The organism is Nocardioides jiangsuensis (assembly GCF_019679455.1).
Lineage (GTDB): Bacteria > Actinomycetota > Actinomycetes > Propionibacteriales > Nocardioidaceae > Nocardioides_C > Nocardioides_C jiangsuensis.
The window spans coordinates 1,245,257-1,257,351 of the sequence record NZ_JAIEZQ010000002.1; the positions used below are offsets into that span (position 1 = coordinate 1,245,257).

Here is a 12,095-nt window from a genome sequence, read left to right on the forward strand (position 1 = left end):
CATGCAGATCCTTTCCGTGCGCGGGGCGCTGACCGACCACCGGTACTCGCAGGGCGAGATCACCGCAGCCTTCACCGAGGTGCTGCTGGAGGCGGAGGTCAACCGCGAGCTGGTCCGGCGCCTGCACGGCAACGCCGGCGTCCACCACCGGCACCTCGCGCTGCCCCTGGAGCGCTACAGCGCGCTGGCCGACTTCGGCGAGGCCAACGACGCCTTCATCGCCGCCGGGGTCACGTTGGGGGCGCGGGCCGTCACCGACGCCCTGCACGCCGCGGGACTGACCCCGCAGGACGTGGACGTGGTCGTCTCCGCCACGGTCACCGGGCTCGCCGTCCCGTCCCTGGACGCGCGGGTCGCCGCCGTGACCGGGATGCGCCCGGACGTGGTCCGCGTGCCGCTCGTCGGCCTCGGCTGCGTCGCGGGGGCGGCCGGGGTGGCCCGGCTGAACGACTACCTCGTCGGGCACCCGGACCACGTGGCAGTGCTGATGTCGGTCGAGCTCTGCTCGCTGACCCTGCAGAGGAACGACAGCTCAATGCCGAACCTGATCGCCAGCGGGCTGTTCGGCGACGGGGCCGCGGCGGTGGTCGCGGTCGGCGAGCGACGCGCCCGCGCGCACGCGGCGGCGGACCCACAGGCCGGGGCCGCGCAGGGGGCGCCCCGGCCCGAGGTGCTGGCCAGCCGCAGCCGCCTCTACCCGGACAGCGAGCGGGCGATGGGATGGGACGTCGGGGCGACCGGCCTGCGCATCGTGCTCGATGCGCAGGTGCCCGAGCTCGTCGAGACCTACGTCGGCGGCGACGTCGAGGAGTTCCTCGTCGACCACGGCCTGCGCCGCGAGGACGTCGAGTGGTGGGTCGCGCATCCCGGCGGGCCGAAGGTGCTCGAGGCGCTCCAGGCGGCGCTGAAGGTCGAGCGCTCGGCGCTGCAGGTCACCTGGGACTCGCTGGCCCGGGTCGGGAACCTGTCCTCGGCGTCGGTGCTGCACGTCCTGGCCGACACGTTGCGCGACCGGCCGCCGCGGCCCGGCTCCTACGGGCTGATGATCGCGATGGGGCCGGGCTTCTGCTCCGAGCTCGTCCTGCTCCGCGCGCCGGAGGACCGCGCTCCCGAGGTGTCGTCGTGAGCAGCGAGGTCCTGTTCACCGGCCTGGTGCTGCTGGTCGGGCTGGAACGGGTCGCCGAGCTGGTCGTCTCGAAGCGCAACGCGGCCTGGAGCCTGGAGCGCGGCGGTGTCGAGAGCGGCCGGCGGCACTACGCCGTGATGGTCGTCCTGCACACCGCGCTGCTGGTGGGCGCCCTGGTGGAGGTGTGGGTCCTCCGACCCGACGTCGTCCCGGCCCTGGCGGTGGTCATGCTGCTCGCCGTCGGCGCCGCGCAGGCGCTGCGCTGGTGGTGCATCACGACGCTGGGCCGGCAGTGGAACACCCGGGTGATCGTCGTACCCGGCCTGCCGCTGGTCAGCCGCGGGCCGTACCGGTGGTTCTCCCACCCCAACTACGTGGCCGTCGTGGTCGAGGGTCTCGCACTGCCGCTCGTGCATTCCGCGTGGGTGACCGCCCTCGTCTTCACGCTCGCCAACGCCGCGCTGCTCACGGTGCGGATCCGGGTCGAGGACGCCGCGCTCCGGTCGGTGGCCGGGAGCAGCCCGGCCGGGGTGGCGTCGTGACCGACCTGCTCGTCGGTGGGGGAGGTCCCGCGGGGCTCGCGGCGGCGCTGTACGCCGCCCGGGCCGGGCTCGAGGTGACCGTCTGGGAGCCGCGCGGGGAGGTGATCGACAAGGCGTGCGGCGAGGGGCTGATGCCCGGTGCCGTCACGGCCCTCCGGGAGCTGGGCGTCGACCCGCCGGGGCACCCGCTCGCGGGCATCCGCTACGTGGCCGGGGAGGCCGCGGCGCAGGCGGACTTCCGCGACGGCGAGGGCCGCGGCGTACGACGGACCGCCCTGCACGCCGCGCTGCGGGCCGCCGTCGTGGAGGCGGGCGTCGCGATCGTCCGGCGGCCGGTGACCGAGGTCGTGCAGCGGGAGCACGACGTGCTCGTCGACGGGGTCCCCGCGCGGTACCTCGTCGCCGCCGACGGCCTGCACTCCCCGACCCGGCGGCTGCTCGGGCTCGAGGGGCGCCCGGCGACGGTCCGCCGGTACGGCCTGCGCGCCCACGTGGAGCGGGCGCCCTGGACGTCCCACGTCGAGGTGCACTGGTCGTCCACCGCGGAGGCCTACGTCACCCCGGTCTCCCGGGACCTGGTCGGCATCGCGCTGCTGACCACCGCGCGCCGGCCGTTCACCGAACAGCTCGCGGACTTCCCGGCGCTCCGGACGCGGGTCGAGGGGCGGCGGACCACGGCGGTGCTAGGCGCCGGACCGCTGCGGCAGCGGTCGTCGCGCCGCGTCGCCGGCCGGGTGCTGCTGGTGGGCGACGCCGCGGGCTACGTGGACGCGCTGACCGGGGAGGGCGTCGCCCTCGGCCTCGCCCAGGCCCGCGCCGCCGTGGCCGCGGTCGCGGCGGACGACCCCGAGCGCTACGAGGCGGCGTGGCGGCGGGTGACCTGGCGCTACCGGGTGCTCACCGCGTCCCTGCTCGGGGTGTCCCGGGTGGCGCCGCTCCGGCGCGGGATCGTGCCGGCCGCCTCGGCCCTGCCCGGGCTGTTCCAGACCACGGTCGACGCGCTCGCGAGGCCGGCATGACGCCCGAGCTGGTGGTCCTCCTCGACGAGGCGGGGAACGCGGTCGGGACGGCCGCCAAGCGCGCCGTGCACCACGCGAGCACGCCGTTGCACCTGGCGTTCTCCTGCTACGTCTTCGACCCGCAGGGCTCGGTGCTCGTCACCCAGCGGGCGCTGCACAAGCCGACCTGGCCCGGGGTGTGGACCAACAGCGTGTGCGGCCACCCTGCCCCGGGGGAGGACCTCGCCGACGCCGTGGTGCGGCGCGCCCGCCAGGAGCTCGGCATCGCGGTGTCCGACCTGCGGTTGGCGCTGCCCGCCTTCCGGTACGAGGCCGTGATGGCCGACGGGGTCCGCGAGAACGAGATGTGCCCGGTGTTCACCGCGGTCACCGCGGACGAGGTGCGGGCCGCACCGAACGAGGTCGAGGCCGTCGCGTGGGAGCCGTGGGAGGCGTTCCGCGACGGCGTGCTCGCCGGCCGTCGCGAGGTCTCGCCGTGGTGCGTGGAGCAGGTGGCGCTGCTCCGTGAGCTGGTGCCCGTCGGGCTTCCGCGGGTGGCGGGAGATCCCAGCCTGCTGCCGCCGGCCGCGCGCGGGGCCCGCGTCGTGGACCCGGGCGCCGCGGACCCGGGCGTCGCGGACCCGGGCGGCGCTGACCCGGGCGTGGGCCCGGGCCGATGAGCACCGCGGCCGAGACCGCCCTGGTGGCGGCCACCGCGCTCCACGCCGGCTTCCAGCTCGTGGTGACCGCGCTCGTCTACCCGGCGTTCGCCGAGGTGCCGGTCGAGGAGTGGACCCGGCACCACACGGCGCACAGCCGGCGGATCACCCCGCTCGTGGTGGGGGTCTACGCGGCGGTCGTCGCCGCGTGCGGCTGGGTGCTCGTGGCGGGCGGGTGGCAGCCGTCGACCGCGGTCGCCGTGGCCGCGAGCGCGCTGGCGATGCTGACGACGGCCGCCGTGGCCGCCCCCGCCCACGGGCGGCTGGGCGCGGGGCGTGGGGAGCGGGACCTCACCGTGCTCGTCCGGGCGGACCGGGTCCGGCTCGCGGCCTCCCTCGTCGCGGCGGCGGCGGCGTTCGGCGCGGCGGTCCGGTAGGACGCCGTACGTCCGGAAACGTCGCGTACATCGCCGTACGGCGGGTCCGCGAGGTGGTTGGACGGGCCACGGCGCGCGGGACCTAGGACCCTGTCCGGCGCCGGGGCGCGTGCCTACGTTCGCAGGAGGATCCCTGCTTTGGAGGACGCATGACGACAGAGGCAGCATCGACGTCGATTCCCCAGCAGAGCCGTCGCGGTGAGGTCCCGGAGGCCGCCGTACGACTCGGGCTGTACCGGACCATGGTGCTGAGCCGCACCTACGAGGAGGCGATCCTCCGGGAGTACCACGCGGACAAGGGGCCGGGCTTCGACATCGGCAAGGGGCTGGTCCCCGGCGAGATGCACCTGTCCGCCGGGCAGGAGCCCGTCGCGGCCGGTGTCTGCGCGCACCTGACCACCGACGACGCGGTGACCGCGACCCACCGGCCGCACCACCTCGCGGTCGCGCACGGCGTCGACCTGCGGAAGATGACCGCGGAGATCTTCGGACGCGAGACCGGCCTCGGTCGGGGCCGCGGCGGCCACATGCACCTGTTCGACCCCGCGACCCACTTCTCGTGCTCGGGCATCATCGCGGAGGGGTACCCGCCGGCGCTCGGCCAGGCGTTCGCCTTCCAGCGCCGGGGGACCGACCGGATCGCGGTGGCCGTGACCGGCGAGGGCGCGGCCAACCAGGGCGCCTTCCACGAGTCGCTGAACCTCGCGGCGCGGTGGTCGCTGCCCGTCGTGTTCGTGGTCGAGGACAACGACTGGGGCATCTCCGTCCCGCGCGACGCCGCCACCGCGATCGGCTCGAACGCGGACCGCGCGGCGGCGTACGGCATCCCGGGCGAGCGGGTCGAGAACGACGTGGAGGCGGTGTACGACGCGGCGAGGCGGGCCGTCGCACGCGCCCGCGCCGGCGACGGACCCTCGCTGATCGAGGTCCACACGCTACGGATGTGGGGCCACTTCGAGGGCGACGCCCAGGGCTACCGGACGGACCTCGCGGACGTGGCGGAGCGGGACCCGATCCCGCGCTACGAGGAGGTCCTGCGCAAGGCCGGGGTGCTCGACGACGAGAAGGTGGCGCAGGCCAAGGCCGACGCGAGCAGGCGCGTCGAGGACGCGGTCGAGTTCGCCAGGAGCAGCGCGATCCCCGACCCCGCCGACGCCACCGCGTACGTCTTCACCGAAGGAGCCCTCCGATGACGATCACCGAAGCGCCCCAGGCCACCCGCAGGCTCACCACCTCCAAGGCGATGGTCGAGGCCATCGCGCAGGAGATGGAGCGTGACCCGTCGGTCTTCTACCTGGGCGAGGACGTCGGCGCGTACGGCGGCATCTTCAGCTCCACCACCGGGCTGCTCGAGCGGTTCGGGCCCCAACGGATCATCGACACCCCGATCTCGGAGACCGCCTTCATCGGCCTGGGCATCGGCGCCGCGGTGGAGGGGATGCGTCCGATCGTCGAGGTGATGTTCACCGACTTCATGGGCGTGTGCCTGGACCAGATCTACAACCACATGGCGAAGATCCACTTCGAGTCCGGGGGCAACGTGAAGGTGCCCATGGTGCTCACCATGGCGGCCGGCGGCGGCTACTCCGACGGCGCGCAGCACTCCCAGTGCCTGTGGGGCACCTTCGCCCACCTGCCCGGGATGAAGGTCGTCGTGCCCAGCACCCCGGCCGACGCCAAGGGGCTGATGACCTCGGCGATCCGCGACGACAACCCGGTCGTCTACATCTTCCACAAGGGCGTGATGGGACTGCCCTGGATGGTGAAGAACCCCCGCAGCATCGACGAGGTCCCCGACGGCGAGCACACGGTGCCCATCGGCGAGGCCCGGGTGGCCCGGGAGGGCAGCGACGTCACGGTGGTCACCCTGTCCCTGTCGGTGCACCACGCCCTCGACGTCGCCGAGTCCCTCGCGCCGCAGGGGATCGACGTGGAGGTGGTCGACCTGCGCAGCCTGGTCCCGCTGGACCGCGACGCGATCGTCGCCTCGGTGGCCAAGACCGGCCGGCTCGTCGTCGTCGACGAGGACTACCTGTCGTTCGGCGTCTCGGCGGAGGTCGTCGCGAGCGTCACCGACCGTGACCCCACGCTGCTGCGCGTGCCTCCGCAGCGGATCGCGGTGCCCGACGTCCCGATCCCGTACGCACACGACCTGGAGCACGCCGTACTCCCGCGGCACGACCGCATCGAGCGGGCCGTCCGTACGGCGATGGGCAGATGACCGACGTCCTCTTCCCGGCGCTCTCGGAGGAGAACCCGGACGCGGAGGGGGTCCTCGCCACCTGGTTCGTGACCGAGGGCTCCGCCGTCACCGCCGACCAGCTTCTCGCGGAGGTGCAGGTCGACAAGGTGTCCGCGGAGGTGCTCGCGCCCTCGGCCGGGGTGGTGCACCTGCTCGTCGAGGAGGAGGCCGCGGTCCCGCAGGGGACACCCGTCGCGCGCATCGAGTGACGTGTCCTGGGTACGTGCCCGCCAGTCGGCGCAGCCGAGCGCCACCACCCGAGAGGAGCGTCTATGACCACGACCCCGAACGAGCCGGTGAAGGACGAGGACATCGAGACCATCGGCGCCCCGCCGGCCGCCGGCGAGATGATCGGTGACCAGGACGCCGACGGCACCGACACCGCCGACGCGGACGGGACCGACGGCGACAGCACCGACGGCGACAGCACGGACGTCACGGACGGCGACAGCACGGACGCGTCCGACGGTGACAGCACCGATGTCACGGACGGTGACAGCACCGACGGCGGCGACGCCGACGGCACCGACGCCTGAGCCAGCCGACGCCGTGGACGCACTCGAGCTGCTCAGCGGCGACGCCCAGACCTTCCGCGCGAAGGTCTGGGCGTCGCACGTGCACATCCATTACACGGACCCGGCCGACCTGGTCGGGCTGCTGTCCCTCGACGACGTCGACCACCTGCTGACCAGCGTCGCGCTGCGGACGCCGGCGCTGCGCGTGGTGAAGCACGGCTCGGTCCTGCCGTCGAGCCGGTTCACCCGGTCGGCGACGATGGCCGGGTCACCGCTCACCGGGCTCGTCGACGCCCGCAAGGTGCTGGACCACTTCGACGACGGCGCGACCGTCGTCCTCCAGGGGCTGCACCGCTACTGGCCACCGCTCACGCGGCTGGTCCGCGAGCTGGAGCTGGCGCTCGGCCACCCGTGCCAGGCCAACGCCTACCTCACCCCGCCCGGGTCGCAGGGGTTCGCGCGGCACAGCGACACCCACGACGTCTTCGTGTTCCAGACCCACGGCCGCAAGCAGTGGGAGATCGTCGAGGGCGGCGAGGAGCGAGAGGTGTTGCTCGAGCCGGGGCTGAGCATGTACCTGCCCACCGGCACCCCGCACTCCGCGCGCAGCCAGGAGCAGACCTCGCTGCACGTCACGGTCGGGATCAACCGGCTCACCTGGCGCCAGGTGCTGCGGTCGGTCACCGACCGGGTGCTCGCCGACGAGAGGTACGACGCGCCGCTGCCGGCGGGCTACCTCGACGACCCCGCCGTCCTCGCGGAGCAGCTCGCCGAGCAGCTCGCGTCGTACGCGGACGGGATGCGTTCCGTGGACGCCGCCGTCGTCGCCGACGAGCGGGCCGCGGCGTTCCTGCGGGAGCGCACGCCCGCCCTGCGCGGAGGGCTGACCGACCGGGTCGGGCTCGACGCCCTGGGTGACGAGACGCTGCTGGAGCGGCGCCCGACGGCCGCGTGCGTGCTCAGGCCGGGGGAGGAGGGGTTCGAGGTGCTCCTCGGCGACCGGGCGCTGCGGATGCCGGCGCGCCTGCGGGAGCCGATGACGTTCGTCCGTGACCACCCCACGCTGCGCGTACGCGATCTCGCGCCGTGGCTCGACGAGCAGAGCAGGCTGGTGCTGGTCCGCCGGCTGGTGCGCGAGGGTCTGCTCCGGATCGCCGGGTGAGCGGCACCGCCGCGGGCTCCGGTGGCCTGTCCGGCGCCTTCCGGTGCGCGGCGGCGAGCGAGGTGGCCGCCGAGCCGCTGGCCGGCACCGCGTCCACGGTCCGGGCGTTCCTCCTGGTGGAGGCGCCCGGGCCGTGGGGCGTCGACGCCGTGCGCGACAGCCGGCTCCCCGACGACGTGAAGGCGCGGCTGGGCGAGCTGGAGTCGCGGCACCGGGTCCGGCCGCTGCTGGTCCGGCGCCACGGCGGCGCGCGTCCGGCGACGACGCGGGTGTTCGCCGCCTACGCCGACCCCGCACGGCCCTGGGTGGGGACCACCGAGCTCGCCGACGTCCGCGACCTCCTCGACCTCGAGCTGGTCGGGCTCGGCGAGGGGCGGTCGCCGGGACTGGCGCCGTACGACGAGCCGCTGTTCCTCGTGTGCACCCACGGGCGGCACGACGCCTGCTGCGCGGAGCGCGGGCGGCCGCTGTGCGCGGCGATGGGGGAGGTCGCCCCGGAGGCCACCTGGGAGGTCTCCCACATCGGGGGCGACCGGTTCGCGGCCAACCTGCTCGTGCTCCCGCACGGCCTCTACTACGGCCGGCTCGGGCCGGCGGACGCGGCGGGCCTCGTGCAGGCGCACCTCGCCGGCCGGCTCGACCTCGAGCACCTGCGGGGGAGGTCGTCGTACCCGTTCGCGGTGCAGGCCGCGGAGGTGTACCTGCGGCGCCGGCTCGACGTGACGACGGTGGAGCCGCTGGCGGTGCGGAGCCGTGCTCGCGACGGCGCCGAGACGCGAGTGGTCTTCGCGGTGGAGGGGGAGGACTGGGAAGTTGTCGTGCACACCTCACGCGGGGCTCCGCGGCAGCTCACGTGCCGCGCGGGGTCGCCGTCGGCCGGACTGGCCCACACGCTGGTCAGCCTCGGACGCACTGCGGCACGCTGACGGCGCGCTGGTCCGTGGGGGCGGCGCGGCGTGTGCCCCTGCGCGCGGGCCGTCGGTCGCCTAGGCGGCCCGTCGTACGTCGCGGGCGGCCATCCAGGTCTCGAACCGGCCCTTGTTGCCCATCAGGTACACGCGGAAGAGCGTCTCGAACGCGAGGACCTGGCCGCGCAGGGCGAGCATCTGGTACTCCAGCCGTCGCTCCGGGTTGCAGGTGTGGAAGTCGGTCCTCGCGGTCTCGACGGACTCCCCGCACTCGGCACACGGCATGAAGCTGGCGAAGTACACCGAACCCTCCAGATACATCTCTCGAACGACACCGGAAGGGTTCCCGCTGAGGACGCGGTCGAAACGGCCCCGCGTCGAGGTCCTTGTCACCCGCCGTCTGTCTAGTCGCCGCCGGGGATGCTCGGGTTGTTCGGCGCAGGCGTTGACCTGTCCCGGAGGGCTGTGGATCGTGGAGAGAGCACCGGTGTCACCGCAGGACCGACGTCGCGCACCCACGATCCGCCGCAGTCCCTCTGGATCCAAGGAGCCGTCGTGCAGACTCACCGCATCAACTCCGACCTCACCGTCATCAACGACCACCTCCCCGTCCCCACCATCGGGTACCTGCCGATCAACGCGTTCGTGCTCCATGCCGAGCAGCCGGTCGTGGTGGACACGGGGGTGAGCATTCCCGACCGCGGGTTCATGGACGTGCTCGGCTCGGTCATCGACCCGAAGGACGTCCGCTGGATCTGGCTGACCCACCCCGACCGGGACCACACGGGGGCGATCTTCGAGCTGCTCGAGGCTGCGCCGCAGGCGCGCGTGGTCACCACCTTCCTGAGCGTGGGGATCATGACGACGTACCGGCCGCTGCCGATGGACCGGCTGTTCCTGATCAACCCCGGCCAGACGCTCGACGTCGGGGACCGGACGCTGACCGCCTTCCGGCCGCCGCTGTTCGACAGCCCGGCGACGGTCGGATTCTTCGACCCCCGCTCGCGGACTTGTGTCGCGTCCGACTGCTTCGGGGCACCGATGTCGAGCGCGGACCTCGCCGAGGCGAGCGACGTCCGTGACGTGCCGTCCGGCGACCTCCGGTCCGGGCAGCTGCTCTGGGCCACCGTCGACAGCCCGTGGATCCACGTCACCGACCAGAACGCGTACATGAAGACCGTGGACCCGCTGCGGGAGATGGAACCCGAGGTGATCCTCAGCTCGCACCTGCCGCCGGCGGTCGACCGGATCTCGGAGTGCCTGGACATGCTCTCCGTGGCGCCGATGGCCGACCCGTGGGTCGGCCCCGACCAGCGTGCGCTCGAGGAGATGCTCGCGGGCTTCGAGCCGGCCGCCACCCCTCACGGCTGACGGCCGCACCTCTGCTCACTCCGGCCACTGGTCCGGGAACTCGCGTCGGAGGAGGGCGCGCATCTCGTCGCGGTCGAGGCCGTCGGCGCGGTGCTGCGCGGCCAGCTCGCGCAGCCGCAGCACGAACGCCGCCGGCGCCGGGGTCGACACCCGCGGAAGCCCCAGCTCGCGCTCGGCCCACAGCAGCAGCCGGATCGTGCGGGCGTCGGCGTAGACGTTCTCCTCCGTGAAGCCGCAGGCATGGGCGTCGCGGCTGCGGCAGGCCAGGGCGATCGTCGGACGCGCCTGCCACCAGCCGCACGCCTGGCAGGTGATCCGCAGGGTGCCTTCCCGGTGGGCTCGAGTGCCTTCAGGTGCGGACCTACTGCCTTCTGATGCGGACCGGAGCACCACGGCGGAGGTCGGCTGCGCCGTTCGCAGGTCGATGTGCCCGAGCGTCTCGACCAGGTCGAGCGTCGGGTCGCCGCGCGTGGGCGGCGATGCTCTGGACCCGGCCGGTCCCGCGGGTGCGTCACCGACGTCGCCGAGCGTAGCGGCGAGCGGGGACAGGTCGGTGTGGAGGGTACACATCGCGGCCGAGCCGGGCGCTCAGGACCGAGCGCCAGCCAGGTTTCGTCCACAGACAGACTCAGGCGTGGGTCCTCCACGAGTGCGAAGATACTTTCGAAAAGCGTCGAGAAGCACGCCTAGATTGGTTCCATGACCGATCGACACGAGCCCGAAGCGCCCAGCGGCGACGCGCCGCACCGGGTGCTCGGGCTCGCGCGGGCGTTGGAGGCCGCCTTCGACCGGGTGCGTGAGACGCCGACCTGGGCAATGAGCGCCGACGAGCAGCGCGAGACGCTGCGGGTGCTGCACCGTGTCGAGTCGCGGCTCGCCGACCTCCAGCTGCGCGTGCTCGCGGCGGCCGACCGGAACGAGGTCGGCGCCGACTCCGGCGCGACGTCGACAGGCGCCTGGCTGGCGCACGAGACGCGACGCACGCGGGCTCACTGCTCACGGCAGGTGAGGCTGGCACTGGCCCTGGACGACGAGTTCGCGGCCACCCGTGCCGCCCTCGCAGAGGGGCGCATCGACCGCGAGCAGGCCGGTGTGGTGGTCGACGCGGTCGGACGGCTGACCGACGAGCACGACGACCTCCCCGAAGGGACCCACGCGCGGGCGGAGTCGCACCTGCTCGACCTGGCCGGCGAGTTCGACGCGGCCATGCTCCGCAGGCTCGGCAAGCGGCTCTTCGAGGTGGTCTGTCCGGAGGCTGCCGACCAGGCAGAGGGGGAGCGTCTCGCGCGCGAGGAGGAGCTCGCCCGGCGTCGGGCCTACCTCTCGACGCACGACAACGGCGACGGCACCGTCGACGGCCGGTTCCGGCTGCCCACGCTGCATGCCGAGATCCTGAAGAAGGCGCTGCAGTCGCTGACCTCGCCGCGACGGCTGGGGGAGGGGCGGCTCGACCCGGCGACCGGCAGGAAGCTCGACTACCGCACGCTGCTCGGCCACGGGCTCATGGAGCTGGTGGAGAGCCACCTGGCGGTCGACAAGCTCCCGACCCAGGGCGGTAGCCCGTTCACCATCGTGGTCACCATCGGCCTCGACCAGCTGCTGTCGGGGATCGGCGTGGCCGGGCTCGACACCGGCACGCGCATCAGCGCCCGCGAGGCGCGGCGGCTCGCCTGCCGGGCCGGGCTGATCCCGATGGTGCTCGACGGGGACTCCGTGCCGCTCGACCTCGGGCGTGAGCGTCGGCTGTTCTCCAAGGCACAGCGCATCGCGCTGGCGCACCGGTACGGCGGCTGCGCGGCGGTCAACTGCGACCGGCCGCCCGCGTGGACCGAGGCCCACCACCTCGACCCGTGGCACCAGGGCGGCCGGACCGACCTGCGGCGCGGGATCCCGCTCTGCCCGCCGCACCACCACATGGCCGACCACCCGGACTCGTGGAACATGAAGCGGATGCCCCACGGCGGGGTCCGGTTCAGCAGGCGCCAATAGGCGATGCCCGTGCAGCGAGGCAACGCCCGTGCAGCGAGACGCTTCCCGTGCAGCGAGGCAACGTCCGGGACGCGAGACGCAGCCCGTGCAGCGAGGCAACGCCCGGGCAGCGGCACCACCACGCTCCGTCGAGCAACAGCTGATCA

Annotated in this window: 15 protein-coding genes; 13 read left to right on the plus strand and 2 right to left on the minus strand. The window is 73.9% G+C overall.

From position 1 onward, the window contains the following. The first annotated feature begins 1 nt into the window (after position 1). From K1X13_RS14350 to K1X13_RS14400, 11 genes are all read left to right on the plus strand, one after another. Positions 2–1,126, plus strand: coding sequence for a type III polyketide synthase (locus K1X13_RS14350; RefSeq protein ID WP_221025699.1), 1,125 nt, complete (start codon positions 2–4; stop codon positions 1,124–1,126). Further along, the gene (locus tag K1X13_RS14355; RefSeq protein WP_221025700.1) at positions 1,123–1,668 is read left to right on the plus strand and encodes an isoprenylcysteine carboxyl methyltransferase family protein; all 546 of its coding nucleotides are present in this window, start codon (positions 1,123–1,125) and stop codon (positions 1,666–1,668) included. Before K1X13_RS14350 ends, K1X13_RS14355 begins: the two co-directional genes overlap by 4 nt. After that, positions 1,665–2,687 (plus strand): NAD(P)/FAD-dependent oxidoreductase, encoded by a 1,023-nt coding sequence (locus K1X13_RS14360; RefSeq protein ID WP_221025701.1) that lies wholly within the window; start codon positions 1,665–1,667, stop codon positions 2,685–2,687. The genes K1X13_RS14355 and K1X13_RS14360 overlap by 4 nt, the downstream gene beginning before the upstream one ends. Next, positions 2,684–3,346 (plus strand): isopentenyl-diphosphate Delta-isomerase, encoded by a 663-nt coding sequence (idi, locus tag K1X13_RS14365; RefSeq protein WP_221025702.1) that lies wholly within the window; start codon positions 2,684–2,686, stop codon positions 3,344–3,346. Before K1X13_RS14360 ends, idi begins: the two co-directional genes overlap by 4 nt. Next, complete coding sequence (locus K1X13_RS14370; RefSeq protein ID WP_221025703.1) at positions 3,343–3,762, plus strand: hypothetical protein; 420 nt, start codon at positions 3,343–3,345, stop codon at positions 3,760–3,762. The genes idi and K1X13_RS14370 overlap by 4 nt, the downstream gene beginning before the upstream one ends. Before the next feature lie 149 nt (positions 3,763–3,911). Then, positions 3,912–4,955, plus strand: a complete 1,044-nt coding sequence (locus tag K1X13_RS14375; protein ID WP_221025704.1) for a thiamine pyrophosphate-dependent dehydrogenase E1 component subunit alpha — start codon at positions 3,912–3,914, stop codon at positions 4,953–4,955. Next, on the plus strand, positions 4,952–5,983 hold the full coding sequence (locus tag K1X13_RS14380; protein ID WP_221025705.1) for an alpha-ketoacid dehydrogenase subunit beta: 1,032 nt from the start codon (positions 4,952–4,954) through the stop codon (positions 5,981–5,983). The genes K1X13_RS14375 and K1X13_RS14380 overlap by 4 nt, the downstream gene beginning before the upstream one ends. After that, the gene (locus K1X13_RS14385; RefSeq protein ID WP_221025706.1) at positions 5,980–6,213 is read left to right on the plus strand and encodes a lipoyl domain-containing protein; all 234 of its coding nucleotides are present in this window, start codon (positions 5,980–5,982) and stop codon (positions 6,211–6,213) included. Before K1X13_RS14380 ends, K1X13_RS14385 begins: the two co-directional genes overlap by 4 nt. A gap of 63 nt (positions 6,214–6,276) precedes the next feature. Then, positions 6,277–6,540 (plus strand): hypothetical protein, encoded by a 264-nt coding sequence (locus K1X13_RS14390; protein WP_221025707.1) that lies wholly within the window; start codon positions 6,277–6,279, stop codon positions 6,538–6,540. A gap of 13 nt (positions 6,541–6,553) precedes the next feature. Beyond that, positions 6,554–7,681, plus strand: a complete 1,128-nt coding sequence (locus K1X13_RS14395) for a cupin domain-containing protein (RefSeq protein WP_308249561.1) — start codon at positions 6,554–6,556, stop codon at positions 7,679–7,681. Then, positions 7,678–8,607, plus strand: coding sequence for a ferredoxin family protein (locus K1X13_RS14400; RefSeq protein ID WP_221025709.1), 930 nt, complete (start codon positions 7,678–7,680; stop codon positions 8,605–8,607). Before K1X13_RS14395 ends, K1X13_RS14400 begins: the two co-directional genes overlap by 4 nt. A gap of 60 nt (positions 8,608–8,667) precedes the next feature. On the opposite strand, the gene K1X13_RS14405 is transcribed toward K1X13_RS14400, so the two are convergent. Beyond that, complete coding sequence (locus K1X13_RS14405) at positions 8,668–8,910, minus strand: hypothetical protein (RefSeq protein WP_221025710.1); 243 nt, start codon at positions 8,908–8,910, stop codon at positions 8,668–8,670. A gap of 234 nt (positions 8,911–9,144) precedes the next feature. On the opposite strand from K1X13_RS14405, the gene K1X13_RS14410 reads away from it, so the two are divergent. Then, positions 9,145–9,960, plus strand: a complete 816-nt coding sequence (locus tag K1X13_RS14410) for an oxygen-binding di-iron domain-containing protein (RefSeq protein WP_221025711.1) — start codon at positions 9,145–9,147, stop codon at positions 9,958–9,960. A 15-nt stretch (positions 9,961–9,975) separates the two neighbouring features. Here the strand turns inward: K1X13_RS14410 and K1X13_RS14415 are convergent, their stop codons facing one another. Continuing rightward, on the minus strand, positions 9,976–10,530 hold the full coding sequence (locus K1X13_RS14415; protein WP_221025712.1) for a hypothetical protein: 555 nt from the start codon (positions 10,528–10,530) through the stop codon (positions 9,976–9,978). A 129-nt stretch (positions 10,531–10,659) separates the two neighbouring features. Here K1X13_RS14415 and K1X13_RS14420 point away from each other — a divergent pair, with 129 nt between their 5' ends. Further along, positions 10,660–11,949, plus strand: coding sequence for an HNH endonuclease signature motif containing protein (locus tag K1X13_RS14420; RefSeq protein WP_221025713.1), 1,290 nt, complete (start codon positions 10,660–10,662; stop codon positions 11,947–11,949). Positions 11,950–12,095: the final 146 nt, after the last annotated feature.